This is a genomic window from Amycolatopsis acidiphila (assembly GCF_021391495.1).
In the GTDB taxonomy this organism is placed as follows: Bacteria; Actinomycetota; Actinomycetes; order Mycobacteriales; family Pseudonocardiaceae; genus Amycolatopsis_E; species Amycolatopsis_E acidiphila.
Window position 1 is genome coordinate 987,935 of sequence record NZ_CP090063.1, and the last position, 25,182, is coordinate 1,013,116.

The following is a 25,182-nucleotide window of genomic DNA, read 5'->3' on the forward strand; positions in this document are numbered from 1 at the left end:
CTCAGCTCAGCTGGTCGTGCGTGGCGCCGAGGCGCCAGTAGCCGGTGAAGGTGATCGCGCTCTTCGGGAAGCCGCGGTCGCGCACCAGGTGCCGGCGGGCGGACTTGACCATGCCCGCCTCACCCGAGACCCAACTGTACGGGGTGCCCTCGGGCAGCCGTGCCATCCGGACGGCGTTGAGCACGGACTCGCCGTGCGGGGCGGAGCCGCGGTGGACCCAGTGCACCCGGATGTCGCCGAGGGTGGGAAACCGCTGCTCCTCCGCGGGCCCGTCGACCTCGATGAACGCGTGGGCCTTCGCGCCGGGCGAGAGCCGTTCGAGGATCGAGCCGATCGCGGGCAGCGCGGTCTCGTCGCCGATCAGCAGCTGCCAGTCGGTGCCCGGCGGCACGATGTGCAGCCCGCCCGGCCCCAGCACCGCCACGGTGTCGCCCGGCTGCGCGCCGAGCACCCAGCGGCTGGCGGGCCCGGCGTCGCCGTGCAGGACGAAGTCGATGTCCACCTCCGCACCGCGGTGCGCGCGAACGGTGTAGGTGCGCATGGGCGGCCGGATTTCGTCCGGCAGTGCGAGATAAGTGCGGTACCAGGAGCCGGCGGTCAGCTCGGGCAGCCGCGGACGGTCCTGGCCGGGCAGCGGGAAGAACAGCTTGACGTAGGCGTCGGGGCAGGTCGCGGTCATCCGCCGCAGGTCGTCGCCGACGAGGCAGACCCGCGCCATGTTCGGGCTGAGCCGGCGTACCTGCCGCACCTGAGCCACCGAGATCTCCACGAAGGCTAACCTAAACTCTGGGGCGCGGCCAGGGTAGCCCGGATCACACCCGCCAGCGGTACCTGCGCAGATCGACCTTCTGCCCGTCGGCCGGCACGCCCTCCGCGCGCAGGAGCTCCAGCTGCCGGTGCGCCAGATGCGGGGCCGGAGTGCCGTTGGCCCGCAGGATCCGGTGCCACGGCAGATCGTGGCCGTCCTCCGACAGGATCCGGCCGATCATCCGGGGGGACGGGGCGCCGGCGACGCCCGCGATGTCCCCGTAGGTGGCGACTTTGCCGGCAGGTACCGATGCGATCACGTCGCGCACCCGCTCGTGCAGCTCCTCGTCCACGAGGCCAAACTACGCCTCCCGCGTGCCGGTTCACCGTTCTGTCGGACCGGCATGATTCCATCGGCGCATGAACGCGCGGGGCACGGCCACCCGGCGGGCGCGGCTGGTCCGCCGGCCCGTCGAACCGCTGCGCCCGCAGCACTGGGAGCCGGCCGCCCGCGCGGTGATCGAGCGGCCGGGCGGCTTCGTGCGCGTCCTGGGCGGGCCGGGGACCGGCAAGACGTCGCTGCTCGCGACGGCCGTGGCGAGCCGGATCGACGCCGGCGTGGATCCCGAGCGCCTGCTGGTGCTCACGACGTCGCGCCGTGCGGCGGACGCTCTGCGCGCCGACATCACCCGCCGCGTCACCTCCGGCCTGGACGGCCGCACGATCCGCGAGCCGATCGTCCGCACGGTGCACTCCTACGCGTTCGCGTTGCTGCGGCTGCAGGCAAATGCCCAGGGCCTCCCGCCGCCGCGGCTGCTGTCGAGCCCGGAACAGGACGTCGTGGTCCGCGAGCTGCTGGCCGGTGACCTCGAGCTGGGCGCGCAGGACTGGCCCGAGCAGCTGCGGCCCGCGCTGCCGGTGCCGGGGTTCGCCGAGGAGCTGCGTGACCTGATCCTGCGTGCGGCCGAGCGCGGGCTCGGCCCGGAGGACCTGGTCAAGCTCGGCAAGCGCACCGACCGGCCGCAGTGGGTCGCGGCCGGGGTGTTCTGGCGCCAGTACGAGGAGGTCACGATCCTGCAGGGCGCGGGCGGGGCGCCCGCGCTCGACGCGGCGGAGCTGGTCGCCAGCGCGCTCGTCGAGATGGAGGGCGACGCCGAGCTGCTCACGCGTGAGCAGGCGCGGATCCGGCACGTGTTCGTCGACGACGCCCAGCACCTGGACCACCTGCAGTTCCGGCTGATCCGGCTGCTCGGCTCGGCGGCGGCGGACTTCGTCGTCGCCGGTGACCCGGACCAGGCCGTGTTCTCCTTCCGTGGCGCGGATCCGACGCTGCTGGCCGACGCCGACCCCAGTGGCGACCACACGATCACGCTGACCCGCGCGCACCGGATGAGCACCGAGGTGCACTCCGCGGTCACCCGCCTCGCGGGCACGCTCGCGGGCGCGAACCGGCATCGGGCGTTCTCCCCGGCGCCGGACGCCGAGTACGGCGCGGTCCGGGTCCGGCTGCTGCCCACGCCGTCGGCCGAGGCGAGCTGGGTCGCCGACCAGCTGCGCCGCGCCCACCTCACCGACGGCGTGCCGTGGTCGGAGATGGCGGTGCTGGTGCGTTCGCCGGGCCGGTCGTTTCCCGTGCTGCAGCGGGCGTTGCGTGCCGCCGGGGTGCCGATCGCCTCGGCCGCGGAGGAGCTGCCGTTGGCGAAGCAGCCCGCGGTGCGCCCATTGCTGGCGATCCTGCGGGTGGCCACCGACCCCGAGGTGCTCGACGTCGACCTGGCCGAGATGCTGCTGTCGTCCTCGCTCGGCGGGGCCGATCCGCTGGGCCTGCGGCGGATGCGCCGCGGCCTGCGCAGGCTGGAGCTCGCCGGTGGTGGGCAGCGCTCGAGCGACGAGCTGCTGTTGGAAGTGTTGCGGGACAACGACAAGCTCGCCGGGTTGGCGGCGGCCGAGGCGGCCCCGATCCGCCGCGTCGGCGGGCTGATCGCGGTCACGGCGGCGGCGATCCGCCGCGGCGCGCCCGTCGAGCAGGTGTTGTGGGAGCTGTGGAAGGCGACCGAACTGCAGCCGCGGCTGGTGCGGCAGTCGGCCCGTGGTGGCACGCTCGGTTCCCAGGCGGACCGGGACCTCGACGCGATCGTCGCCCTGTTCCACGCCGCCGGACGGTATGCCGACAGGCTGCCCAAGGCGAGTGTCGCCGCCTTCGCGGACTACCTGTCGTCCCAGCACATCGCCGGGGACAGCCTGGCGCCCGTCGCGGCCCGCGGCGAGGGCGTGTCGCTGCTGACCGCACACGGCGCGGCCGGTCGCGAGTGGACGGTCGTCGCCGTCGCGGGGGTCCAGGAGGGCAGCTGGCCGGACCTGCGGCTGCGCGGATCCCTGCTGGGCGTGGAACGGCTGGTCGACCTGCTGTCCGGAGTGGACAATGACGTGGTCTCGGCGACGGCACCGATCCTCGCCGAGGAGCGGCGGCTGTTCTACGTCGCGGCCAGCCGTGCCCGGCACACGCTGCTGGTCAGCGCGGTGGCGGGAGAGGACGAGCAGCCCTCGCGGTTCGTCGACGACATCGAGCCCAACAGCGCCGACGAGTCGGGCATCGACTCGCGGATGAAGCCGCCGGGACGTTCGCTCGTACTCGCCGAGCTGGTCGGCGAGCTGCGCAAGGCCGTGTGCGACGCCCGCACGGACCCCGAGCGGCGGCAGCTCGCCGCACGCCAGCTCGCGAGGCTCGCGGAGGACGGCGTCCCCGGCGCGCATCCGGACTCCTGGTACGGCGTCGTCGACGTGTCGTCGGACCAGCCGCTGTACGGCAGCGGCGACGTCGTGCGCATCTCACCGTCCACAGTGGAAACGCTGCACAAGTGCCCGCTGCGCTGGCTGATCGAGCGGCACGGTGGCAGCGACCCGGCGCAGCTGGCCGCCATCACCGGCACCCTCGTGCACGGCCTCGCACAGGCGGCCGCGAGCGGGATGGACGACCAGCAGCTGCGGGAAGCGCTCGACGAGGCGTGGGCGAAGGTCGACGCGGGCGCGCCGTGGTTCTCCCGGCGCGAGCGCAACCGGGTCGAGCAGATGGTGCGCAACTTCCTGTCCTGGCTGGAGACCAGCCGCGGCGAGCTGATGCAGCTGGGCGTGGAGCAGGACATCGAGGTCGAGCTGCCGGTGGGCGAGGACGGGATGCTCGTGCGGCTGCGCGGCCGGGTCGACCGGCTGGAGTCGGACAAGGAGGGCCGCCCGGTCGTGGTGGACCTCAAGACCGGCAAGACGCCGGTCAGCTCCGCCGACGCCGAGCTGCACCCGCAGCTGGCCGCGTACCAGCTTTCCGTGCTGCTGGGCGCGTTCGGCGATGGCAAGCAGCCAGGCGGCGCGAAGCTGGTGTACCTGGCCAAGTCGAACACCAGGACCGGCGCCACGCAGCGGGCGCAGCAGCCGCTGGACGAGGAGAGCGGCAAGCGCTGGCTCGACCTCGTCCGCGAGGTCGCCGCGGCCGCGTCAGGGCCGGGGTACCAGGCGAGCGAGAACACCGACTGCGACCGCTGTCCCGCCAGGGGCTCCTGCCCGCTGCGGCCCGAAGGGCGGCAGGTGACCGGGGGATGAGCTACGTCAGTCCCGCCGAGGTGGCCGCCGCGCTCGGGCTGCACCCGCCCACGCCCGAGCAGGCGGCGGTCATCGCGGCGCCGATCGAGCCCGCGCTCGTCGTCGCCGGTGCCGGGGCGGGGAAGACCGAGACGATGGCCGCGCGGGTCGTGTGGCTCGTGGCCAACGGGGTGGTGACCCCGGAACGGGTCCTCGGGCTCACCTTCACCCGCAAGGCCGCCCGCCAGCTCGCCGAGCGGGTGCGGGCGCGGTTGCGCCGGCTGGCCGGCTCCGGCCTGCTCGACCGTGTCGACCCGGGCGGCGCCCGTCGCGCCGCCGTGGCCGCAGGCGAGCCCACGGTGCTGACGTATCACGCGTATGCCGGGCGGCTGCTGTCCGAGCACGGGCTGCGGCTGCCGGTGCAGCCCGGTGTGCGGCTGCTGTCGGAGACGTCGTCCTGGCAGCTCGCACACCGGGTGGTGTCCACCTGGGACGGTGACCTGGACACCGACCGGGTGCCGGCCTCCGTCACGGCCCAGGTGCTGGCGCTCGCGGGCGAGCTGGGCGAGCACCTGGTCACCGAGCAGCAGCTCGCCGAGTACAGCACCTGGCTGTGCGAGCTCGTCGAGACCGCGCCCCGGGCCAAGGGGCAGCGTGCGGCACTGCCGAAGGCGCTCGCGGAGATCGCCGCGGCACAACGGTTCCGGCTCGCGCTCATCCCGCTCATCGAGGGCTACCACCGGCGCAAGCGGGCGGAGGGCGCGCTCGACTTCGCCGACCAGATGTCACTGGCCGCGCAGCTCGCGACCAGCCATCCCGAGGTGGCGAGCGGTGAGCGCGACCGGTACGGGGCGGTGCTGCTCGACGAGTACCAGGACACCGGGCACGCCCAGCGCGTCCTGCTGCGTGCGCTGTTCGGCGGCGTCGAGAACGCACCGCTGCCGGTGACCGCGGTCGGCGACCCGGCGCAGGCCATCTACGGCTGGCGCGGCGCGAGCGCGGCCAACCTGCCGCGCTTCACCACCGACTTTCCGCGCCGTGACGGGGAAAGGCTCGCCCCGGCCCGCGAGTACGGCCTGCTCACCAGCTTCCGCAACCCGCCGCAGGTGCTCACCCTCGCCAACGGGATCGCCGAGCCGCTGCGTGCGCGGGGCCTTGGCGTGGCGCGCCTGCGGGCGCGGGAGGGCGCCGGTCCCGCGGACATCGAGTACGCGCTGCTGCCGGACATCCGGGCCGAACGGGAGTGGGTCGCCGACGCGCTCGCCCGCCGCTGGTACGAGCACCTGGACGCGACCGGCTCCCCGCCGACGGCGGCGGTGCTGGTGCGGCGGCGCGCGGACATGGCGCCGATCGCCGCCGAGCTGCGGGCGCGTGGGCTGCCGGTCGAGGTCGTCGGCCTCGGCGGCCTGCTCGACGAGCCCGAGGTCGCCGACCTCGTCGCGACCCTGCGGGTGCTGGCGGACCCGCTCGCCGGAACGGCGGCGGCCCGGCTGCTGACCGGCGCCCGCTGGCGGATCGCCGCCGCCGACCTCGCCGCACTGTGGCGGCGCGCCAACGAGATCGCCGCCCCGCCGCCGACCGGTGAGTCCACAGTGGACGAGTTGTTCGTCGAACGCGCCGAGCAGACCGGGCTCGTGGACGCGCTCGACGACCCGGGCGACCCCGCGCGCTACTCCGCGGAGGGGTACCGGCGGATCCGCCGGGTGGCAAGCGAGCTGACCGCACTGCGTCGCAGGCTCGACCAGTCGTTGCCCGAGCTGGTGGCCGACGTGGAACGCACGATGCTGCTCGACGTCGAGTCGCTGGCCCGGCCCGGCGGTGCCGGTCGCGCCCACCTCGACGCCTTCGCCGACGTCGTCTCCGACTTCGCCGAGACCTCGCCCGACGCCACCCTGATGTCCTTCGTGGACTACCTGCTCACCGCGGCGCACGCGGAGGACGGGCTCACGCCCGGTGAGGTCGAGGTCCTGCCGGACCGCGTCCAGGTCCTCACCGCGCATTCGGCCAAGGGGCTGGAATGGCAGGTCGTCGCGGTGCCGCACCTCGCCCGGGACGTGTTCCCCAACAAGCGAAGGTCGTCCTCGTGGCTGCGCACGGTGACGTCGCTGCCCGCGCACCTGCGGGGTGACGCGCAGGACCTGCCGAAGCTCCGGGTCTCGATGGGCATGGACCGCAAGGAGATCACCGAGGCCTTCGAGATCCACGAGGAGAGCTTCGCCGAGCGCGAGGCCGAGGAGGAACGCCGGCTCTGCTACGTCGCGCTGACCCGGTCGGAGCGCGCCCTGATCGCCTCCGGGCACTGGTGGAACGAGACCAGCTCGCGCCCCAAGGGCCCGTCGGTCTTCCTGACCGAGATCGCGGCACTGGGAGTCGGGCGGCTCTCCGAGTGGGCCGACGAACCGGCGGAGGAGGACGAGAACCCGCTGGTCACGCAGTCGCGGACGGCGCAATGGCCGGTCGACCCGCTCGGCGGCCGCCGTTCCGCCGTGGCCGAGGGCGCCGAACTGGTGCTCGCCGCGCTGGCGTCCGGCGAGCACCCGGAGGAAGACGAGGCCGACCCGGACGGCTGGATCGCCGACACCGACGTCCTGCTCGCCGAGCGTGCCGCGGCGGCGGGCGCCGGGGAGCAGGTCACGCTGCCGGGCCACCTGTCGGTGAGCCAGCTCGTCGAGCTCGCGTCCGACCCGGGCGCGCTCGCGCGCCGCCTGCGCCGCCCGCTTCCGTTGCCGCCCAACACCTTCGCCCGCCGGGGCACCGCTTTCCACGGCTGGCTCGAGCGCCGGTTCGAGGGTGAGCGGCTGCTCGAGATCGACGACCTGCCGGGCGCCGCCGACGAGGGCGCCGCGCCCGACGAGGCGCTCGACGAGCTGCGTGCCGCGTTCGAGGCGAGCAGCTGGGCCGTCCGCACCCCGCACGAGGTGGAGGTGCCGTTCTCCACGGAGGTCGACGGGGTGCTCGTGCGCGGCCGGATGGACGCCGTGTTCGCCGATCCGGACGGCGGCTGGACCGTCGTCGACTGGAAGACGGGCGCGGTGCCCGAGTCGTCGAAGCTGCAGCCGCTGGCCGTGCAGCTGGCGGCCTACCGGCTCGCGTGGGCCTCGCTGTCGGGTACGCCGCTGGAGAAGGTGCGCGCGGCGTTCCACTACGTCCGCGACGATCACACGCTCCGCCCCGTCGACCTGCTCGACGGTGACGGCCTGAAAGAACTGTTGCGCACGATTCCCGAAGGTCAGGTGTAACCATGTCCATGCCGGCCGACATCAAGGCTGTCAACCGCGCCATCATCGAGGAGTTCCGGGCGAACGACGGGGTCGTCAGCGACGAGCGGCTCCGCCGGGGGAAGCTGGTCCTGCTCACCACCGTGGGCGCGAAGTCGGGCCGGGAGCACACGGTTCCGCTCGGCGACTTCAGCGACGACGACGGCAAGGTCCTGCTGTGGGCTTCGGCGATCGGCGCGCCCAGGCATCCCGCCTGGTACTCGAACCTGGTCGCGAACCCCGCGGTGGTGGTCGAGCGCAAGGGTGCGGACGGGCATCTCGAGCGCGTCGAGAGCACCGCCGTCACCGCCGAAGGGCCCGAGCGCGAACGGTTCCTCGCGCTGCTGTCCCGGGACCACCCGCACGTCGCGGTGCACCAGGAGCGCACCGAGCGCGAGATCCCGATCGTCGTCATCGACTGCTGAGGGTGGCCGCGGGGTGGCCGTAGGTGGCTTGATCCCTTACGATCCGCGGCGTGCGCCACCCTGACCGCCCCGATCACACGCTCGTCGGCGTGATCCGGATGCCGGAACCGTCGGTCAGCCCGATGCGGTCGATCGGCAGACGGGTCATCGGGGCCCTGCTGGCCCTCGTCGCGACGGTGCTGATCGTCTACGCGGGGCGTGACGGCTACCGCGACGTCAACGGCGACGGTTTGTCGCTTTTGGACAGTTTCTACTACGCCACGGTCTCGCTCTCGACCACCGGGTACGGCGACATCACCCCGGTCAGCGCGGCGGCGCGGCTGATCAACGTCCTGATCATCACGCCACTGCGGGTGCTGTTCCTCATCGTGCTGGTCGGGACCACACTGGAAGTGCTCACCGAACGGTCGCGGCAGGCGTTCCGGATCCAGAAGTGGAGGTCCAAGGTGCGGGACCACGTGGTGGTCGTCGGCTTCGGCACGAAGGGCCGGTCCGCGGTGAAGACGTTGCTCGGCGACGAGAACGTCGAGCCGAACCGGGTCGTCGTGGTGGACACCGACCAGCAGGCGCTGGACTCGGCGGCGGCGCTCGGCCTGGTCACCGTGCACGGCTCCGCGACCCGCTCGGACGTGCTTCGCGTCGCGGGCGTGCAGCGGGCGCGCGCGGTGGTGGTCGCGACGAACCGGGACGATTCGGCCGTGCTGGCCACGCTGACCGCCCGGGAGCTGGCGCCCAAGGCGCACATCGTCGCCTCGGTGCGGGAGGCGGAGAACGTGCACCTGCTCAAGCAGTCGGGTGCGAACCAGGTGGTCGTGTCGAGCGAGACCGCGGGACGGCTGCTCGGGATGGCCACCTCGACGCCCGTCGTGGTCGACATGGTCGAGGACCTGCTGACCCCCGAGTCCGGACTGGCGATCGCGGAGCGTGCTGTCGAGCCCTCCGAAGAGGGTGGCTCGCCTCGGCATCTGAGTGACATCGTGCTCGGCGTCGTCCGGGACGGGGAGCTCTACCGGGTCGACTCGCCGCAGGTCGACGCCATCGAACCAGGGGACCGCCTGCTGTATGTGCGGAAAGTGACCCCCGCTGACCACAACGAGTGATAGATGGGGGCCACACCGCTCTCCCTGTGAATCCCGGGAATCATCTGGAACGATTGCGTGCGTGCGGTCCTCGAAGCGATTCCGGCCGGTGCCCAGCGGGGGCGCGGCATGATGCGCCGACTGCGCTGGCAGAGCCTGCTGATCCCGGTGCTCGCCGGCATCGCGGTCGTCGTCATCGTGTGGTGGGCCGGGCCCGGCATGTTCGGCTCGGTCGCGTCGAACGGCGGTCCGGTCACCGAGGCCACCGTGACCACGCCGGCGTCCTGCTCCGACCCGAACCCGACGGAGACGGTGCAGTTCCAGGCCGGCGGGCAGACCCGCACGGGTTCGCTGGACGCGTGCGGGCACGACAGGAACAACCGGGTGGACATCACCGTGCCGTCCGACGCGGGTCCCGGGCAGGTGAACGTGCACCTGGCCGACGTCGTCGCAGGCCACAGCGACCTGCGGCGCCCGGTGGGCCTCGCGCTGCTCGCACTGAGCTGCCTGAGCGGTGGCGCGTACGCGTTCCTGGTCCAACGCCGAACGGCGGCCCTGGCCAGTAGTTGAGGCGGGGGGGGGGGGCTCCCGGAGTCGGGTGGTCATCCCGTCGCCTGAACTCGCGGCATCACTTGATCTTTTCCCCTGCGCGAAGTGCAAGGGCGCGCGCCGTGCGCGGGTGGCTGGGGAACGCCCGTCCCACCCCGATCACGGAGTGGACGCGGGGATCGGGGTAAGGGAGCGGGCTGGGCGCGGGCATTCTCGGCTGCCGTTGCCGGGTCGCTGTGCGCGGGTGGCTGGACACTGCCGCGTTACGAGACGTCGTTCGACGACGCCGCGAAGGTGTTGCACTGGGCGATCCGGTTGTACTGCGCACCCTTGCGCCACCACGCCGCGTAATGCGCGTTCGTCCCGTGGTCGTCGCTGCCGGACGTGTTGTCGCCCCGGGTGTCCTGGTCCCGCCACGCCTTCTCGTACATGTCCCGCGTCACCGAACCCCCGCGGTCGACCACCGCACCCAGGAACATCCCCGAGAAGCACTGCGCCTGCAGCTCCTTGCGACGCGACAGGTCCAACCCGGCCGGGGTGTTCTGCCCGACCTGGTAGATCTGCTGCCACACCGCGTCCATGATCCCCGCCACCTCCTGCACGTGGTGGCCGTACTCGTGCGCGATCAGGGCCAGGTACACGCCCGGGTTGTCGCCGTACTGGTCGATCTGCAGCCCCCGGTACGGCACATACAGGTTGTTGTCGCAGTAGTACGCCGCGGTCGCGACGCCGACCCCGATGGTGCCGCACGGGGTCTCGAAGCTCCGGCCGGTCGGGAAGTGCAGCGCCGGCGGCATGAACGGCAGGTGGTAGGCCTCGAGGAACTGGCCCCACGCCTCGTTGAGGCACTTGTCGGCCGCCGTGAAGAACGCCTCGACCGAAGCCTCGTCGCTGTGCCACACCGGAAGCGTGCACACGATGTTCTGCAGGCCCGCGTCCGGATCCTGCAGGATGGGATGGTCGGCCAGCTCGAGGATCTTCTGCCCCGCCACCGCGCCACCGGCGCCCGCGCCCGGCCCGGCGTTGCCGCTGTTGTCCGACGTCGCCGATGTGGAGGTGCCGGTGGAGGCCGTACCCGCACCGTCGCCGCCGGTGCTGCTCACCACGACGAACACCACGAGCCCGGCCAGCAGCACGGCCACCGCGCTGAGCGTGAAGGCCATGAACGGCATCGAGGACGACTTCGAGCTCCGGTGTCGTCGGCCCGGCCGTGGTGCGCCCGTGGACGGGCGCGGCGGCGAGTTCGTCATCGCGCGCAAGCATAGTCAGGGCCCGGAGATCACGACTCGGAAAGACCCGGGCGCCCGAGATGGTCCGGGGCCGCCCGCTCTGCGAGAGTGGGCGCGTGCACCCGAGAACCAGGAGAGACCTCGATGAGTGAGACCGGGGGCTGGACCAACCCCGACCAGCCACGCAGCGACCTGCCGCCCGCCCCGCCGCCGCCTCCCGCGCCGGCCCCCGGCGGTGGTTACGGCAAGCCGGGCGTCATCCCCCTGCGGCCGCTGTCGGTCGGCGAGATCCTGGACGGCGCGGTGCAGACGATGCGCCGGCATCCGGCACTGGTGTTCGGCGTCTCCGCGATCGTCGCGGTGGTCGCGGGCGCGCTCGACCTGGCGAGCTCCTACTGGTTCCTCAGCGACCTGCCCGACCCGGGGCAGCTCGGCCCGGCCGCCACGCAGGAGGAGCAGATGCGCTTCCTGTCCGAGACGTTCGGGCGGCTGCTCGCGACCCTCGGCGTGACGCTGGTGATCTCCCTGCTCATCCGCACGTTCCTGGCCGGGTTCATCACGGTCGTCGTCGGCAAGGCCGTCCTCGGCCGCCCCGCGACGCTGCGCGAGTCGCTGACCGAGCTGCGTCCGCGCCTGCTGCCGCTGCTCGGGCTGACGGTCCTGGTCACGATCATCGTCGCGGTCGCGTCGGTCTTCCTGATCATCCCCGGCATCTGGCTCTGGGCGATGCTGAACCTGGCCGCGCCGGCGCTCGTGCTGGAGCAGGGCCGGGTCGGCCAGGCGATGAAGCGGTCCTGGCGGCTGGTGTCCGGCAGCTGGTGGCGGGTGTTCGGCATCCTGCTGCTCACCGGGATCGCGGCCGCGATCATCAGCATGGTCATCGAGATCCCGTTCGGCGTCGGCTTCGGCTTCAGCGCCAGCAGCGCGGACGTCGCGAACCAGTCGTTCGGCAGCCAGCTGCTCGCGGCACTGGGCGGGGTGGTCGCGGAGACCATCGTCGGGCCGTTCACCGCCGCCGCCACCGCGCTGCTGTACATCGACCAGCGGATGCGCAAGGAGGGCATGGACATCCAGCTGGCGCGTTCGGCCGGCGCGGCCCAGTGATCCTGGCGCTGCGTGCGGACGTCCCGGTCACCATCGACCGGGACGCGGCGCAGCGTGCCGCCGAGGCGGAGCTGTCGAAGCCCGAGTACCACGCGGCCGACCCCGGCCTGTTCGACCGGGTGCTGATGTGGCTCGGGCAGCGCCTGTCCGAGCTGTTCGACGCCGCGTCCAACGCCGTCCCCGGCGGGGTGCTCGGCCTGCTGGTGCTGCTCGCGGTGCTCGTGCTGGTGGCCGTCGTGGTGCGGTTGCGCGTCGGCAAGCTGGCCCGCAACGTCCGCGCCCCCGGCCTGGTGTTCGAGGACCGGACACGCACCGCCCAGGACCACCGGCAGGCCGCCGAGCAGGCGTTCGCCGCCGGGGACTTCGCGGCCGCGGCGCGCGAACGGTTCCGCGCGATCGTGCGTGGCCTGGAGGAGCGTGGGGTGCTCGACGCGTTGTCCGGCCGCACCGCTGACGAAGCGGCGCGTGACGCGGGTGCCCGCCTGCCCGGCTCACGGGCGGAGCTCGCCGTGGCCGCCAGGCTGTTCGACGACGTGCACTACGGCGACCGGCCCGCGACCGCCGAGGACTACCGCCGGCTGGCCACGCTCGACGAGCAGGTGTCTCGGGAACGGCCGGGAGTCCTTACGTGACAACGGTTTCCCCGGACGCGCGACGGATCTGGCGAGCCGCGCGGGCGCCGGTCTTCATCGCGGTGGTGCTCGTCCTCGGTGCCGTCCTGCTCGTCCTGGCCAGGGACAACGGCAACCACGGCACGCTCGACCCGGACTCGACGGACCCCGGCGGCTCGCACGCGCTGGCGACGTTGCTCGCCCAGCAGGGCGTGCACATCGTGCCGGCTCACACGCTGGCGGATGCCGAGTCGGCCCTCGGTACCGAGGCGAACGCGACGCTGCTGGTCACGGCCCCGAGCCTGGTCGAGCCCGCACACTTGGCGCAGCTGCGCGGACGGGCCGCCGACGCGGTGTTCGTCGGGCCCGGGCAGGACGTCCTCGACCTGCTGTTGCCCGGTGTCGTGGTGCGAGGGCAGAACGACGCCTCCACCCGCTCACCGGACTGCACGGTCGCGGCCGCCGTCGCCGCCGGGGACGCGGTGCTCGGCGGGCTCGAGTACGAGGGGCACCAGCGCGGGCGGCCCTGTTACGGCGGCTCGCTGCTGCAGATCACCGGCAGCACGACGCTGCTCGGGGACGGCACGCCGCTGACGAACGACCGGCTCGACGACGAGGGCGACGCCGCGCTCGCCCTGCGGTTGCTGGGACGGCAGGCGACGCTCGTCTGGTACGTCCCGTCGCCCGGCGACCCGGCCGCGGCGGTGACCCAGCAGTCGCTGACCGAGCTGCTGCCGCGCGGCTGGTTGTTCGGCGCGATCCAGGTCGCGGTCGCCGCGGTGCTGTTCGCGCTGTGGCGGGCGCGGCGGCTCGGCCCGGTCGTCGCCGAACCGCTGCCCGTCGTGGTGCGGTCCGCCGAGACGACGGAGGGCCGTGCCCGGCTGTACCGGCGGTCGGGCTCGGCCGCGCACGCCGCCGGGTTGTTGCGCCACGCCGCGGTCGAACGGCTGCTGCCGGTGCTGGGCCTGGGTGCCGGGGCCGAACCGGCGGCGGTGCTCGGTGCCGTCGCCGCCAGGACGGGCCGGGACGCCGGGCCACTGTTGTACGGTCCGGCTCCGGAGGACGACGCGTCGCTGGTCCGGCTCGCCGACGAGCTCGACCGGTTGGAGAGAGAGGTACGAGGATCTTGACCACTGAGGCGGCCGTGGACGCCCGGGAGGCGCTGCTCGCGCTGCGGGCCGAGGTCGGCAAAGCGGTGGTCGGCAACGACGCCGCCGTCACCGGGTTGATCATCGCGTTGCTGTGCCGGGGGCACGTGCTGCTGGAGGGGGTGCCGGGCGTCGCGAAGACGTTGCTGGTGCGCGCGCTGGCGACCGCGCTCGACGTGGACACCGCGCGCATCCAGTTCACCCCGGACCTGATGCCCGGCGACGTGACGGGCTCGATCGTCTACGACTCGGGGGAGTTCTCCTTCCGCGAGGGGCCGGTGTTCACGAACCTGCTGCTGGCCGACGAGATCAACCGGACGCCGCCGAAGACCCAGTCGGCGCTGCTGGAGGCGATGGAGGAGCGGCAGGTGTCGGTCGAGGGCAGGGCGCGGCCGCTGCCGGACCCGTTCATCGTGGTCGCGACGCAGAACCCCGTGGAGTACGAGGGCACGTACGCGTTGCCGGAGGCGCAGCTCGACCGGTTCCTGCTGAAACTGACCGTGCCGACGCCGTCACGCGAGGACGAGATCGGCATCCTGATGCGGCACGCGCAGGGCTTCGACCCGCGCGACCTGCGAGCGGCCGGGATGCGGCCGGTCGCGGGGGCCGAGCAGTTGGCCGCGGCCCGGGCGGCCGTGTCGGCGGTGGTGGTGAACCCGCAGGTGCTGGGCTACATCGTCGACCTCTGCCGCGCGACGCGCGCCCTGCCCTCGGTGCGGCTGGGCGTGTCCCCGCGCGGCGCGACGGCCCTGCTGGCGGCGACCCGGGCGTGGGCGTGGCTGGCCGGACGCGACTACGCGACCCCGGACGACGTGAAGTCGTTGGCGCGCCCGGCGTTGCGGCACCGGCTGGACCTGCGGCCGGAGGCGGAGCTGGAGGGGGCCACCCCGGACGGCGTGCTCGACCGCGTGCTGGCGACCGTCCCGGTTCCGCGCTGATGGCGAGGGGGGAGCGGAGCGAGGGTCCGCGGATGCGGGCCGGTGGCGCGGGGTTTGGTGGTGCGGGGTTTGGTGGTGGGCTGCGCCACCGCGCCAGCTGCCTGCGCTGCGGCGCCACTCGCCCGCACCCCGCCACCTGCCGCTCGCGCCCCGGCACTACTCGCCTGCGCTCCGGCGCCAGCTGCCCGGGCCTGGTCGCCACCTGCCCGTACTCCGGCGCGATCCGACCGCGTTCCGGCGCCACTCGCCCGCGCAACCGTGCCAGCTGTCTGCGCCTCGGCGCCACCTGCCCGGGCCTGGTCGTCACCCGCCCGCACCCGGTCGTCACCCGCCCGCACCCGGTCGTCACCCGCCCGCACCCGGTCGTCACCCGCCCGCACCCGGTCGTCACCCGCCCGCACCCGGTCGTCACCCGCCCGCACCCGGTCGTCACCCGCCCGCACCCGGTCGTCACCCGCCCGCACCCGGTCGTCACCCGCCCGCACCCGGTCGTCACCCGCCCGCACCCGGTCGTCACCCGCCCGCACCCGGTCGTCACCCGCCCGCACCCCGCCACCCCCGCCGCCCTGAAAGCGCTTTCCCCCCACCGGAGCCTCCGGTGGCCATAACCGCGCGGGTCGGGGTCCTCGCCGTCATCGGGGCGGTCGTCGTCGGGTTGGGGGCACCGTCGTGGGGCGGGGTCGCCGCCGTGGCGGGGGTGCTCCTCCTGCTGGTCCTGCTCGACCTCGCGCTGGCCGGCGCCGTGCGCGGCCTCCGCTTCACCCGCTCCGGCGCCACCTCCACCCGCCTCGGCGAGGCGGCCGACGTGCACCTCACCATCGCCAACCCCGGCAACCGCCCGGTCCGCGGGCTGGTCCGGGACGCCTGGCCGCCCAGCGCGGGGGCCGAACGCGACCGCCACCCCGCCACCATCCCGCCCGGCGAACGGCGCACCATCACCGTCACCCTCCGGCCGACCCGCCGCGGCGAACGACCCGCCGCGCGGGTGACCGTCCGCTCGACCGGCCCCCTCGGACTCGCCGCCCGCCAGGGCTCGCACCGCGTGCCGTGGGCCGTGCGCGTGCTCCCGCCGTTCCACAGCCGCCGCCACCTGCCGTCCCGGCTCGCCCGCCTGCAACAGCTCGACGGCCGCCAGGCGGCGCTCGTCCGCGGCGCCGGCACCGAGTTCGACTCCCTGCGCGAGTACGTGATCGGCGACGACGTCCGCTCGATCGACTGGCGGGCCACCGCCCGCGCCGCCGACGTCATGGTGCGCACCTGGCGCCCCGAACGCGACCGGCACGTCCTGCTCGTCCTCGACACCGGCCGCACCTCGGCCGGCCGCGTCGGCGACGAACCACGCCTGGACGCGATGATGGAAGCCGCCCTGCTGCTGGCGACGCTGGCCACCCGCGCGGGCGACCGCGTCGACCTGCTCGCCTACGACCGGCAGCTGCGCGCGAAGGTCAGCGGCCGCGACGTGGCCACCCTCGTCAACGCGATGGCCCCACTCGAACCCAGCCTCCTGGAGACCGACGCGCGCGGCCTCGTCGGCGAGGTGCTCCGCCGCGCCCGGCACCGCTCACTGGTCGTGCTGCTCACCGGTCTCGACGCCGCCCCGCTCGAAGAGGGCCTGCTGCCGGTCCTGCCCTCGCTGACCTCCCGGCACCGGCTGCTCGTCGCCTCGGTCGCGGACCCGCGCATCGCGGAAATGGCGCGGGGACGGGGAACCGCCGAGGCCGTCTACGATGCTGCCGCGGCCGAACGCACCCTCGCCGATCGCCGGCACGTCACCGCGCTGCTCGGCAGGCACGGCGTCGAAGTGGTCGACGCCGTGCCCGACGAGCTGCCGCCCGCCCTCGCGGACCGTTACCTGGCGATGAAGGCCGCGGCTACCCCTTGAACCCCGCGAAGATGTTCGTGAACTGGTACTGCGACTGCGAAATGCTGCTGCACGTCGGCGAGACACCGCCGCCGGGGCACGAGCCGTTGTCGCGGCCCGCCGACCAGAACGCCAGCCGCCCGATGTGGTTCGCCGTCGCCCACTGGACGAGCTGGGTGGCGTCGTCGGGTTGGAAGATCTTGCCGTTGTAGTTGCGGCCGATCATCGGCGTCACCCCGAGGTGCCGCTTCAGGTCCGCGTCCGACTTCCCCGGCCAGATCTGCTTCAGCTGGCCCAGCGTGCTCTGCGCGGCGGCGATCACCGCGTCGCCCCAGTCCGCCCGGCTGGTGCCGAACTCCATCGTCATCGGGTTGACCAGCACGTCGACGCCGTGGGCGGCCGCGCTGTCCAGCACCGTGACCGAGTACGGGTCCATGCCGTAGTCGTCGCCCTGGACCCGCATCGTGTAGCTGATCGTCGTGCCGCGCTCGGCCTGGAGCGTGGCCAGCGCCGCGTTCACGGTGTCCTGCGGGATCGTCGTCTCGACGTCCACGTCCAGGCTGTTCGTGCCGACCGTGTCCAGGATCTCGCGGTACGCGTTCGCCAGCGCCGTCGCGTCCGAGCAGGTGTACTCCAGGTACGGCCCCGCCGCCCCGCCGGTGGCGACGACGACCTGACCGCCCATCGCCTGGAAGGCCTTGATGTCGTTGAGGATCCTGGAGTCGTTCAACGGGATCGTGCCGCCCCACGAGGGGTTGCAGCCGGTGCTGTCGGCGAGCACGAAGGCCAGGGTGAACGTCTTCTGCCCGGTCGCCCTCGAAACGTCCACAAGGGACGGTGTGCTGGCCGTGATGTCCAGGTAGGGGGCCGACCCCGGCGAGGTCACCGCCGCCTGCGCGGGGCTCGCCAGGCCGAGTGCGGCAAGCGCCGCCGTTACACAGAGTCCGATCCGGGTCTTCCAGCGGGTCATCGACGACCACCTCCACCGCGGGTGCGTGAGTTTCCCACGGTAAGTGGTTCAGACCAGTGGGTCAAGAAGTGGTCAGCACCATGAACAACCTGGTGTTCACGATTTCCAGCAGCTGCAAGGAAATCTCCCCGACCTGTTCGCCGAGCGAGGTCTTGGGCACGTGGTCGAGCCGGGTGTAGGAGATGTGCAGCCCGTCCGGCGTGGTCACGGTCAGCGGGTCGGGGGCGGCGACGACGTCCATGGTGATCACGTACGGCACGGCGTCGAGATCGTTGAACATGTCGCCGCTGTAGACCAGTACTCGTCGCCGGTCCGGTCCGGCGACCGTCCAGAGCTGTCCCCTACGCGGCCGAAGAACCACGTCGGCTCTCGGTACGCCGCTCCTGGCGGCGGTGGTACGCGGCGGTCTCGGCTCGGGCCTCGTCAGGGTGGGCCTGCCACCATTCGTCAGCCTTCTCGCACAGCTGGCGGAACGCCTCGCGCTCGACGGCGGCGACGATCCACGCGTGCGCCGAGATCCCGGCCTCGGCGGCGCGGGCCTTCACCTGGGCATGCGTGTCGTCCGACAGAGACAGTGCCAGCCGCTTCCCCATGGCGTCACCCTACGACGTCGCGCGGCGACGTCGGCCGAAGCCGCGAAGGTGTGTCGCTCAGCCCGCCTCCGGCCGCACGTCACCGCCGAAGCGGGCGTCGACGTCGCCGGTCACGCCCCTTCGCGCGGCCCGCCTGCCGAGCACGAACACGTAGCTCAGGAACGCCAGCTCGGCCAGCACGCCGATGCCGATCCGCGCCCATGTGGGCAGCCCGGACGGGGTCACGAACGCCTCGATCACCCCGGACACGAGCAGCACGCAGGCGAGCCCGAGCGCCATCGCCGCCGTCGCGCGGCCCTCCTGCGCGAGCGCCACCGTGCGGCTGCGCGGGCCGGGGTTGAGCACCGCCCAGCCGAGCCGCAGCCCGGTGCCGGCGGCGACGAAGACCGCGGTCAGCTCCAGCAGGCCGTGCGGGGTGATGAGCCCGAAGAAGATGTCGAGCCGTCCGGCGGCGGACATCAGCCCGGCGCTGACGCCGACGTTCGCCGCGTTCGCCCACAGCGCGAGGAACACCGGAACCCCCGCGAGGACGCCGAAGAACAGGCAGGTGGCGGCGACCCACGCGTTGTTCGTCCACACCTGCGCGGCGAAGGAGCCCGCGGGGTTGGAGGAGTAGTACGTCTCGAACTCGCCGCCCGGCTCGGTCAGCCTGCGGACCTGCTCCGGCGCGGCGATGCTCGCCTGCACCTGTGCGCTGGAAGCGACCCAGGCGGCGAGCAGGGCGCTCACCACGATCGTGGCCAGCGCCGTGGACAGCCACCACCGACGGCTGCGGTAGACGGCGGCCGGGAACCGCTGGGCGAAGAACAGCCCGACCTCGCGCCACGCGGGGTTGTGCGTGCCGGTAACCGCCGAACGCGCCCGGGTGACCAGCGACGACAACCGGGACAGGACGGCGGGGTCCGGTGCGGCCGAGCGCACCATCGACAGGTGGGTGGCGGTGCGCTGGTACAACACGATCAGCTCGTCCGCCTCGGCGCCGCGCAGGCGGCGGCCGCGGTCGAGCAGCTCGCCCAGCCGGTCCCATTCGGCGCGATGGGCCACGACGAAGAGATCGACGTCCACGCGGTCAGACTACAGTTGGCGGGTGAGTCCCGAACCCGATCTGGTGACCGGCGACGCGGTGGCGCTCGAACTGCGCCTGGCCCGGCTGGCCAGCCGCGGCCTCGCGTTCGCCATCGACGCGGTCATCCAGCTGGTGATCCTGGTCGTCGGCCTGATCGTGGTGGTCGCCGCCGGTCCCGACGACGGCGCCGCGCGCGCGGCGATCCTGCTGACCCTGCTCGTGCTGGTGCGCGTCGGCTACCCCGTGCTGTTCGAGACGCTCAGCCGCGGCCGCACGCCGGGGAAGTCGGCGTTCGGCCTGCGGGTGGTCCGCGACGACGGCGGGCCCATCCGGTTCCGGCACGCGCTGGCGCGGGGTCTCGCGGCCGCGATCGTCGACTTCGGGCCGGTCTTCGTCTGGGGTGCGGTGGCCGTGGTCTGCTCGCTGGTGTCGGAGAAGTCCAAGCGGGTGGGGGACTTCCTCGCCGGCACGGTCGTCGTGCTGGAGCGGGCGCCGGCGGAGGTGACGCCGAACATCGTGATGCCGCCGCCGCTGGTGTCGTGGGCGGCGCAGCTGGACCTGTCCGGGCTGACCGACGACCTCGCGCTCGCGCTGCGGCAGTTCCTGGCGCGCTACCAGTCGCTGCGCCCGGAAGCGCGCGACAGCCTGGGCGCGAACCTGGCGCAGGAGGTCGCGGCGCGGATCGGGGCGCCGGTGCCGCCGGGCGTGCCGGTGTGGGCGTACCTGATGGCCGTGCTGGCGGAGCGGCGGAACCGGACGTGGCCGGGCGCTAGCTGACGTCGCCCGCCGGGGCGGCGAAGGTGTTGCACTGGGCGAGCCGGTCGCTCTGCGCACCCTTGCGCCACCAGGCGGCGTAGTGGGCGTTGGTGCCGTGGTCGTGGCTGCCCGAGGTGTTGTCGCCGCGGGTCTCCTGGTCGTTCCACGCCACGTCGAACACGCTCTGCGTCACCGTGCCGCCGCGGTTGGCCGTCGAGCCGAGGAACATGCCCGAGAAGCACTGCGCCTGCAGTTCCTTGCGGCGCGACATGTCCAGCCCGGCCGCGCTGTCCTGGCCGTCGGTGTAGATGACCTCCCACGCGGCGTCCATCAGGCCGACGAGATCCTGCACGTGGTGGCCGTACTCGTGCGCGAACAGCGCGAGGTAGACGCCGGGCTTGTTGCGGTACTGGTCGGTCTGCAGCCCGCGGTAGGGCACGTAGAGGTGGTCCTTGCAGTAGTAGGCGGCGGTGGCCAGCCCGACGTCGATGGTGCCGCACGCGGTGGTGAAGCTCGCGCCGGTCGGGAACTCGAGCTGTGGCGCGTGGAAGGGCAGGTCCATCGACGCGAGCAGCGCGCCCCAGCGCGCGTTGAGGCACTGCGCGGCGGCGGTGAAGAAGGCCTGGGAGGCGGCCGGGCTGCTGGGCCAGCCGGGCACGTTGCACGGCGCGTTCGCCAGGCCCGCGTCCGGATCGGTCAGCAGCGGGTGGTCGGCGAGCGTGACGACCTTGCGCGGCCCGGTGGACGCCGGCCGCGTGGTCGTCGTCGTGGTGCGGCTGGACGAGGAGGGCGGGCGCGACGTCGTGGACCGGGACGAGCGGGTGGTGGCCGAGGCCGAGGTGATGGTGTCGTAGGAGGCGGCGGTGCTCGAGCCGGACGACCCGGCCGTCAGCGTGACGACCAGGGTCACCGTCAGCACGACCACCGCGGCGACCGAACCGGCGACGATCGCGCCGGTGTGCTTCTTCTTCGGTGCGGGCGGACGTGGCGGGTAGGGACCCCACGGCGGCGGCCAGTGGCCTGGTGGAGGTTGGCTCATCGCCGGCTGTTCTCCCGGTGCTCGGGCACACCCGCGGCTGGTCGGCGTGCGCCTTGCAGCATAGGGGGTGGCCGCGGGTGCCCGGGCACTCTTCGGGAACTACGCGGCCGACGCCGGGCGGGCACCGCCGTCCACGCGGAGGGGGACGCCCTGGTGAAGGGTTTGCCGAGCCCGGTGATCCGCCGACCGGGTAACGCGCGTTGGTCGTATGGTGGGCGCATGCCCGAGAACTCGCGCTTCACCCTGGACAACGGCTTACGCGTCGTGCTCGCGCCCGACCCGACCGCGCCCGTGGTCGGCGTCTCCGTGCACTACGACGTCGGCTTCCGCTCCGAGCCGGAGGGGCGTACCGGGTTCGCGCACCTGTTCGAGCACCTGATGTTCCAGGGCAGCGAGAGCCTCGAGAAGCTCGCGCACTTCAAGATCGTGCAGTCCAGCGGTGGCACCTTCAACGGGTCGACCCACCCGGACTACACCGACTACTACGAGGTGCTGCCCTCGGCGGCGCTCGAGCGGGCGCTGTTCCTCGAGGCCGACCGGATGCGCGCGCCGAAGCTGACGCCGGAGAACCTGGCCAACCAGATCGACGTGGTCAAGGAGGAGATCCGGCTCAACGTGCTGAACCGGCCCTACGGCGGGTTCCCGTGGATCCTCCTGCCGCCGGTGCTGTACCGGACCTTTCCCAACGCGCACAACGGGTACGGCGACTTCACCGACCTCGAGCAGGCGAGCCTCGACGACTGCGCGGCCTTCTTCGACACCTACTACTCGCCCGCGAACGCGGTGCTCACGGTGGCGGGGGACTTCGAGCCGGACCGGGCGCGCGAGCTGATCGAGAAGCACTTCGGCGACGTCCCGTACCGCCCGGCGCCGCCGAAGCGCTCGTTCGCCGAGCCGCCGCCCGCCGGCGAGGTCCGCGACAGCCACACCGACCCGCACGCCCCGCTGCCGGCACTCGCGATCGGCTACCGGATGCCGGACCCGATCAACGAGCTCGACGGCTACCTCGCGAACCTGGTGCTCGCCGGGGTGCTCACCGACGGCGACGGCTCCCGGCTGCAGCAGCGGCTGGTGCACCGCGAGCCGCTGGTGACCGACATCGGCGCGGGCGCCGGGCTGTTCGGCCCGTTCGAGGCGCGTGACCCGGACACCTTCTCCATCACCGCGATCCACGCGCCGGACGTGTCGCCGGACAGGGTGCTCTCGGCGGTCGACGAGGAGCTGGAGAAGCTGGCCGCGAACCCGCCGGAGGCCCAGGAGCTGCAGAAGGTCACCGCACGCTGGGCCGCGAGCCTGCACTCGGAGCACGACAGGCTGGTCTCGCGCACGCTCGGCCTCGGCTCGTTCGAGCTGCTCTACGGCGACCCGTCCCTGATGTACCGGCTTGCCGACCGGATGGCCGCGGTCACCGCGGCAGACGTCGCGGCGGCCGCCAAGGCGCTGCGGCCCGACTCGCGCGCGGTCCTGGTCGTCGAGCCCGAGAATGGAGAGAGCAAGTGAGCACTGCGACGCATCGCGACGCGGCGGAGATCGGCCGGACGGCCAAGGGCCCGCGTGCCGTGCCCCTGCTGGGCGACCAGCGCGCCGCCGGGAACCTGTCGTCGGTGGACACGACGATCGGCAACGGGCTGCGCGTGCTCGCCGTCCGCAAGGCGAACGTGCCGCTCGTGGAGCTGCGCCTGCGCATCCCGTTCGCCGGTGCCGACCCGCTGCACCCGGCGATGGCCGAGGTGCTGGCCGAGACGATCCTCACCGGCACCGCGCGGCGCGACCGGATCGAGATCGACACCGAGCTGGCGCTGATCGGCGGCGAGGTGAACGCGACGGTGGACCCCGAGCGGCTGTCGGTCAACGGCAGCGCGCTCGCCGACGGGCTGCCGACGCTGCTGGACGTGCTCGCCGACGTGCTCACCTCGGCGTCCTATGTGGACAACGAGGTCGGCCGGGAGTCCGCCCGCCTGGTCGAGCGGCTCGCGGTGTCGCGCACCCAGCCGCGGGTGATCGCGCGCGAGGCCCTGCTCAAGCACGTCTACGGCGACCACCCGGTCACCCGCGAGATGCCGGAGGCCGAGGACGTCGCGAAGGTGACCCCGGACGCCGTCCGCGCGCTGCACGCCCGTGCGGTGCTGCCGCGTGGTTCGGTGCTGGTGGTCGTCGGTGACATCGTGCCGGAAAGCGTCGTCTCCGACATCGAGAAGGCCCTGCAGGGCTGGCAGGCCGACGCGGAGGCGGCGGTACTGCCCCCGCTGCCTGCCGTGACCGGCCGCGACGTGCTGCTGGTACCGCGCGCCGGCGCCGTGCAGTCGCAGATCCGGCTCATCGCCCAGGCGCTACCGCGCACCGACCCGCGCTACGCCGCGCTGCAGCTGGCGAACCTGGCCTACGGCGGGTACTTCTCCTCGCGCCTGGTCGAGAACATCCGCGAGGACAAGGGATACACCTACAGCGCGCACTCCGGCTTCGAGTTCACCGGCGCCACCGCCACGGTGGGCGTGGACGCCGACACGGCGAACGACGTGAGTGCCGCGGCCGTGCTGGAGACGTTCTACGAGCTGGGCAAGCTCGCGCTCGTACCGCCGACCGAGGAGGAGGTCGAGTCGGTGCGGCAGTACGCCGTCGGCTCGCTGCTCACCTCGACCGCGTCGCAGGCCGGGCTCGCCAGTCAGCTGTCCGCGCTCGCGGCCGGCGGGCTGGGCGCGGAATGGCTCGCCGAGCACCCGGCGCGGTTGGCGGCCGTCACCGTCGAGGAGGTCGCGCAGGCGGCGCTGGACTACTTCGCGCCGGTGCGCTTCACCGGCGTCGTGGTCGGAGACGCCGAAAGCCTCGCGCCACGGCTGGCCGCGCTCGGCGGCTTCACCGTCGGAGAGCCCGCCCAGTCATGACCCTCCCGTTTCAGCTCGGCACCCTCCCCACCCTGTCGCGATCCACTGTGGACCGTCAGGAGACCCTGCGCACCAATCCGGAACGCCTCCTCGCCCGCTGGCCGGAGGCCCAGGTCGTGCTGCTCGACCCCAGGGCCCGCACGCCCGTCCGCGAGGGCGAGAACGTGCTCGCCACGCGGAAGGCGCTGACCTTCGGCGACACCCCGCCGGACGACGCGGTGTTCCTCGGCGAGTGGCAGGGCGCCGACTACTGGTCGCTGCCCGGCGAGCCCGCGGGGGAGCCGGAGCTGCTGGAGGCCGGCGGCAGCTGGGGCTTCACCGAGGAGATCCCGCGGTACGACGGCGAGCTGTGGGTCGACCTGCGTGCGTACGGCGACAAGCTCGACGACACCTCGGCGGGCCTGTTCACCACGGCCCAGGCATTGCGCAACTGGCACCGGGCGGCGCGGTTCTGCGCCCGGGACGGCAGCGCGACCCGGCGGGTTCAGTTCGGCTGGGCCAGCCGGTGCGAAGCGAAGGGGCACGAGGAGTACCCCCGGACCGACCCGGCGATCATCTGTCTCGTGCACGACGAGGTCGGGGTCAACGGAGAGCACGTTCTCCTGGCACGTCAACCGGTCTGGCCGAAGGGCCGGTACTCCGTGCTCGCCGGGTTCGTGGAGGCCGGGGAGTCGCTCGAAGGCTGCGTGACGCGCGAGATCCGCGAGGAGGTCGGCGCCGAGGTGCGCGACGTGCGGTACCTCGGCAGCCAGCCGTGGCCGTTCCCGCGCTCGATCATGCTCGGCTTCGCCGCGCGGGCCGACGCGTCGCGGCCGCTGCGCCCGGCGGACGGCGAGATCGAGGAAGCGCTGTGGGTGTCCCGCGCCGACGTGCGGGCGGCGTTCGCGAACGAGGGCGGGCCGACCCCGATCGGCGACGGCGCGGCGACCATGATGCTGCCCGGCAACTCCTCGATCGCGCGGGTCATGCTCGAAGCCTGGGCGCACGCGGAGTCCGGGGCGTGACGTGCGGCTGGTGAACGACGGCCTGGCGTTCCTGCTGGAGCTGCTCGCGCTGGCCGCGCTGGCCTACTGGGGTTTCACCACCGGCGACGGGATCGCGCTGAAGCTCGTGCTGGGCATCGGCGCGCCCGTGCTGGCGGCGGTCGTGTGGGGGCTGTTCGCGGCGCCACGCGCCACGTTCGGGCTGCCGCGGGTCGCCGTGGTGGTGGTGAAGGTGCTCTGGTTCGGGGCGGCGGTCACCGCGTTGTGCGTGACCGGGCATCCCGTGCTGGGCGCGGCCCTGGCCGTCCTCGCCGTCGCGAACCTGGGTTACGCGACGGCGAAGAAGATGGCGACAGCCTGAGCCGAGGATGC

The 25,182-nt window shown here is 73.3% G+C and carries 24 protein-coding genes; 16 read left to right on the forward strand and 8 right to left on the reverse strand.

The features are described 5' to 3' along the window. Nucleotide 1 precedes the first annotated feature (1 nt). Nucleotides 2-769: a siderophore-interacting protein gene (locus tag LWP59_RS04905; protein ID WP_229858154.1), complete on the reverse strand. Its 768-nt coding sequence runs from the start codon at nucleotides 767-769 to the stop codon at nucleotides 2-4. Nucleotides 770-812: 43 nt separating this feature from the next. After that, nucleotides 813-1,100, reverse strand: coding sequence for an MGMT family protein (locus LWP59_RS04910; RefSeq protein WP_144645262.1), 288 nt, complete (start codon nucleotides 1,098-1,100; stop codon nucleotides 813-815). A gap of 67 nt (nucleotides 1,101-1,167) precedes the next feature. Between LWP59_RS04910 and LWP59_RS04915 the strand changes: the two genes are divergently transcribed. The 5 genes from LWP59_RS04915 to LWP59_RS04935 all read left to right on the forward strand — a co-directional run bounded on the left by LWP59_RS04915 (nucleotide 1,168) and on the right by LWP59_RS04935 (nucleotide 9,651). Then, the gene (locus tag LWP59_RS04915; protein ID WP_144645260.1) at nucleotides 1,168-4,341 is read left to right on the forward strand and encodes an ATP-dependent helicase; all 3,174 of its coding nucleotides are present in this window, start codon (nucleotides 1,168-1,170) and stop codon (nucleotides 4,339-4,341) included. Next, nucleotides 4,338-7,559, forward strand: a complete 3,222-nt coding sequence (locus LWP59_RS04920; RefSeq protein ID WP_144645258.1) for an ATP-dependent helicase — start codon at nucleotides 4,338-4,340, stop codon at nucleotides 7,557-7,559. Before LWP59_RS04915 ends, LWP59_RS04920 begins: the two co-directional genes overlap by 4 nt. A gap of 2 nt (nucleotides 7,560-7,561) precedes the next feature. Next, entirely contained in the window at nucleotides 7,562-8,002 is a 441-nt protein-coding gene (locus LWP59_RS04925; protein WP_144645256.1) for a nitroreductase/quinone reductase family protein, read from the forward strand. 98 nt (nucleotides 8,003-8,100) lie between these two features. Next, the gene (locus LWP59_RS04930; RefSeq protein ID WP_144645276.1) at nucleotides 8,101-9,102 is read left to right on the forward strand and encodes a potassium channel family protein; all 1,002 of its coding nucleotides are present in this window, start codon (nucleotides 8,101-8,103) and stop codon (nucleotides 9,100-9,102) included. Nucleotides 9,103-9,159: 57 nt separating this feature from the next. Beyond that, entirely contained in the window at nucleotides 9,160-9,651 is a 492-nt protein-coding gene (locus LWP59_RS04935) for a hypothetical protein (RefSeq protein WP_229858156.1), read from the forward strand. A gap of 242 nt (nucleotides 9,652-9,893) precedes the next feature. Here LWP59_RS04935 and LWP59_RS04940 read toward each other — a convergent pair whose 3' ends face one another. Beyond that, nucleotides 9,894-10,793: a neutral zinc metallopeptidase gene (locus LWP59_RS04940; RefSeq protein ID WP_308431773.1), complete on the reverse strand. Its 900-nt coding sequence runs from the start codon at nucleotides 10,791-10,793 to the stop codon at nucleotides 9,894-9,896. Nucleotides 10,794-11,003: 210 nt separating this feature from the next. Here LWP59_RS04940 and LWP59_RS04945 point away from each other — a divergent pair, with 210 nt between their 5' ends. Genes LWP59_RS04945 through LWP59_RS04970 form a run of 6 tightly spaced genes read left to right on the forward strand, consistent with a single transcriptional unit; the run spans nucleotide 11,004 to nucleotide 16,542 of the window. After that, nucleotides 11,004-11,963, forward strand: a complete 960-nt coding sequence (locus tag LWP59_RS04945; protein ID WP_144645252.1) for a hypothetical protein — start codon at nucleotides 11,004-11,006, stop codon at nucleotides 11,961-11,963. After that, nucleotides 11,960-12,595: a DUF4129 domain-containing protein gene (locus LWP59_RS04950; RefSeq protein ID WP_229858158.1), complete on the forward strand. Its 636-nt coding sequence runs from the start codon at nucleotides 11,960-11,962 to the stop codon at nucleotides 12,593-12,595. The genes LWP59_RS04945 and LWP59_RS04950 overlap by 4 nt, the downstream gene beginning before the upstream one ends. Continuing rightward, complete coding sequence (locus tag LWP59_RS04955) at nucleotides 12,592-13,704, forward strand: DUF4350 domain-containing protein (RefSeq protein WP_144645250.1); 1,113 nt, start codon at nucleotides 12,592-12,594, stop codon at nucleotides 13,702-13,704. The genes LWP59_RS04950 and LWP59_RS04955 overlap by 4 nt, the downstream gene beginning before the upstream one ends. Next, nucleotides 13,701-14,660, forward strand: a complete 960-nt coding sequence (locus LWP59_RS04960; protein WP_144645248.1) for an AAA family ATPase — start codon at nucleotides 13,701-13,703, stop codon at nucleotides 14,658-14,660. The genes LWP59_RS04955 and LWP59_RS04960 overlap by 4 nt, the downstream gene beginning before the upstream one ends. Nucleotides 14,661-14,692: 32 nt before the next feature. Next, a complete protein-coding gene (locus LWP59_RS04965; RefSeq protein WP_233921973.1) occupies nucleotides 14,693-15,268 on the forward strand; it encodes a hypothetical protein in 576 nt (191 codons plus the stop codon). Beyond that, complete coding sequence (locus LWP59_RS04970) at nucleotides 15,259-16,542, forward strand: DUF58 domain-containing protein (protein ID WP_191334859.1); 1,284 nt, start codon at nucleotides 15,259-15,261, stop codon at nucleotides 16,540-16,542. The genes LWP59_RS04965 and LWP59_RS04970 overlap by 10 nt, the downstream gene beginning before the upstream one ends. On the opposite strand, the gene LWP59_RS04975 is transcribed toward LWP59_RS04970, so the two are convergent. The 4 genes from LWP59_RS04975 to LWP59_RS04990 all read right to left on the reverse strand — a co-directional run bounded on the left by LWP59_RS04975 (nucleotide 16,532) and on the right by LWP59_RS04990 (nucleotide 19,149). Beyond that, nucleotides 16,532-17,491: a chitinase gene (locus LWP59_RS04975; protein ID WP_144643179.1), complete on the reverse strand. Its 960-nt coding sequence runs from the start codon at nucleotides 17,489-17,491 to the stop codon at nucleotides 16,532-16,534. The two genes, LWP59_RS04970 and LWP59_RS04975, sit on opposite strands and share 11 nt — an antisense overlap. Nucleotides 17,492-17,552: 61 nt before the next feature. Continuing rightward, nucleotides 17,553-17,771, reverse strand: a complete 219-nt coding sequence (locus LWP59_RS04980) for a hypothetical protein (RefSeq protein WP_144643177.1) — start codon at nucleotides 17,769-17,771, stop codon at nucleotides 17,553-17,555. A 61-nt stretch (nucleotides 17,772-17,832) separates the two neighbouring features. After that, nucleotides 17,833-18,084, reverse strand: a complete 252-nt coding sequence (locus LWP59_RS04985; protein ID WP_186383454.1) for a hypothetical protein — start codon at nucleotides 18,082-18,084, stop codon at nucleotides 17,833-17,835. Nucleotides 18,085-18,141: 57 nt separating this feature from the next. Then, complete coding sequence (locus LWP59_RS04990; RefSeq protein WP_144643176.1) at nucleotides 18,142-19,149, reverse strand: stage II sporulation protein M; 1,008 nt, start codon at nucleotides 19,147-19,149, stop codon at nucleotides 18,142-18,144. Nucleotides 19,150-19,171: 22 nt separating this feature from the next. Here LWP59_RS04990 and LWP59_RS04995 point away from each other — a divergent pair, with 22 nt between their 5' ends. Next, nucleotides 19,172-19,927: an RDD family protein gene (locus LWP59_RS04995; RefSeq protein WP_144643174.1), complete on the forward strand. Its 756-nt coding sequence runs from the start codon at nucleotides 19,172-19,174 to the stop codon at nucleotides 19,925-19,927. Here the strand turns inward: LWP59_RS04995 and LWP59_RS05000 are convergent. Beyond that, entirely contained in the window at nucleotides 19,920-20,945 is a 1,026-nt protein-coding gene (locus LWP59_RS05000) for a neutral zinc metallopeptidase (RefSeq protein ID WP_144643173.1), read from the reverse strand. The genes LWP59_RS04995 and LWP59_RS05000 overlap by 8 nt on opposite strands. Before the next feature lie 219 nt (nucleotides 20,946-21,164). Here LWP59_RS05000 and LWP59_RS05005 point away from each other — a divergent pair, with 219 nt between their 5' ends. From LWP59_RS05005 to LWP59_RS05020, 4 genes are read left to right on the forward strand one after another with little or no spacing between them, the layout of a single operon-like run. After that, a complete protein-coding gene (locus LWP59_RS05005; RefSeq protein ID WP_144643171.1) occupies nucleotides 21,165-22,445 on the forward strand; it encodes a M16 family metallopeptidase in 1,281 nt (426 codons plus the stop codon). Beyond that, nucleotides 22,442-23,827 (forward strand): M16 family metallopeptidase, encoded by a 1,386-nt coding sequence (locus LWP59_RS05010; RefSeq protein ID WP_144643170.1) that lies wholly within the window; start codon nucleotides 22,442-22,444, stop codon nucleotides 23,825-23,827. The genes LWP59_RS05005 and LWP59_RS05010 overlap by 4 nt, the downstream gene beginning before the upstream one ends. Further along, on the forward strand, nucleotides 23,824-24,831 hold the full coding sequence (gene nudC / locus LWP59_RS05015) for an NAD(+) diphosphatase (RefSeq protein WP_144643168.1): 1,008 nt from the start codon (nucleotides 23,824-23,826) through the stop codon (nucleotides 24,829-24,831). The genes LWP59_RS05010 and nudC overlap by 4 nt, the downstream gene beginning before the upstream one ends. 10 nt (nucleotides 24,832-24,841) lie before the next feature. After that, on the forward strand, nucleotides 24,842-25,171 hold the full coding sequence (locus tag LWP59_RS05020) for a YrdB family protein (RefSeq protein WP_229858159.1): 330 nt from the start codon (nucleotides 24,842-24,844) through the stop codon (nucleotides 25,169-25,171). The last annotated feature ends 11 nt before the right edge of the window (nucleotides 25,172-25,182 follow it).

Coding starts and splice junctions, on each gene's coding strand:
- LWP59_RS04925 (WP_144645256.1), top strand. CDS start 7,562: ATGTCCATGCCGGCCGACATCAAGGCTGTCAACCGCGCCATCATCGAG.
- LWP59_RS04940 (WP_308431773.1), bottom strand. CDS start 10,793: ATGGCCTTCACGCTCAGCGCGGTGGCCGTGCTGCTGGCCGGGCTCGTG.
- LWP59_RS04920 (WP_144645258.1), top strand. CDS start 4,338: ATGAGCTACGTCAGTCCCGCCGAGGTGGCCGCCGCGCTCGGGCTGCAC.
- LWP59_RS04980 (WP_144643177.1), bottom strand. CDS start 17,771: ATGTTCAACGATCTCGACGCCGTGCCGTACGTGATCACCATGGACGTC.
- LWP59_RS05005 (WP_144643171.1), top strand. CDS start 21,165: ATGCCCGAGAACTCGCGCTTCACCCTGGACAACGGCTTACGCGTCGTG.
- LWP59_RS04975 (WP_144643179.1), bottom strand. CDS start 17,491: ATGACCCGCTGGAAGACCCGGATCGGACTCTGTGTAACGGCGGCGCTT.
- LWP59_RS04965 (WP_233921973.1), top strand. CDS start 14,693: ATGCGGGCCGGTGGCGCGGGGTTTGGTGGTGCGGGGTTTGGTGGTGGG.
- LWP59_RS04930 (WP_144645276.1), top strand. CDS start 8,101: ATGCCGGAACCGTCGGTCAGCCCGATGCGGTCGATCGGCAGACGGGTC.
- LWP59_RS04985 (WP_186383454.1), bottom strand. CDS start 18,084: ATGGGGAAGCGGCTGGCACTGTCTCTGTCGGACGACACGCATGCCCAG.
- LWP59_RS05000 (WP_144643173.1), bottom strand. CDS start 20,945: ATGAGCCAACCTCCACCAGGCCACTGGCCGCCGCCGTGGGGTCCCTAC.
- nudC (WP_144643168.1), top strand. CDS start 23,824: ATGACCCTCCCGTTTCAGCTCGGCACCCTCCCCACCCTGTCGCGATCC.
- LWP59_RS04945 (WP_144645252.1), top strand. CDS start 11,004: ATGAGTGAGACCGGGGGCTGGACCAACCCCGACCAGCCACGCAGCGAC.
- LWP59_RS04915 (WP_144645260.1), top strand. CDS start 1,168: ATGAACGCGCGGGGCACGGCCACCCGGCGGGCGCGGCTGGTCCGCCGG.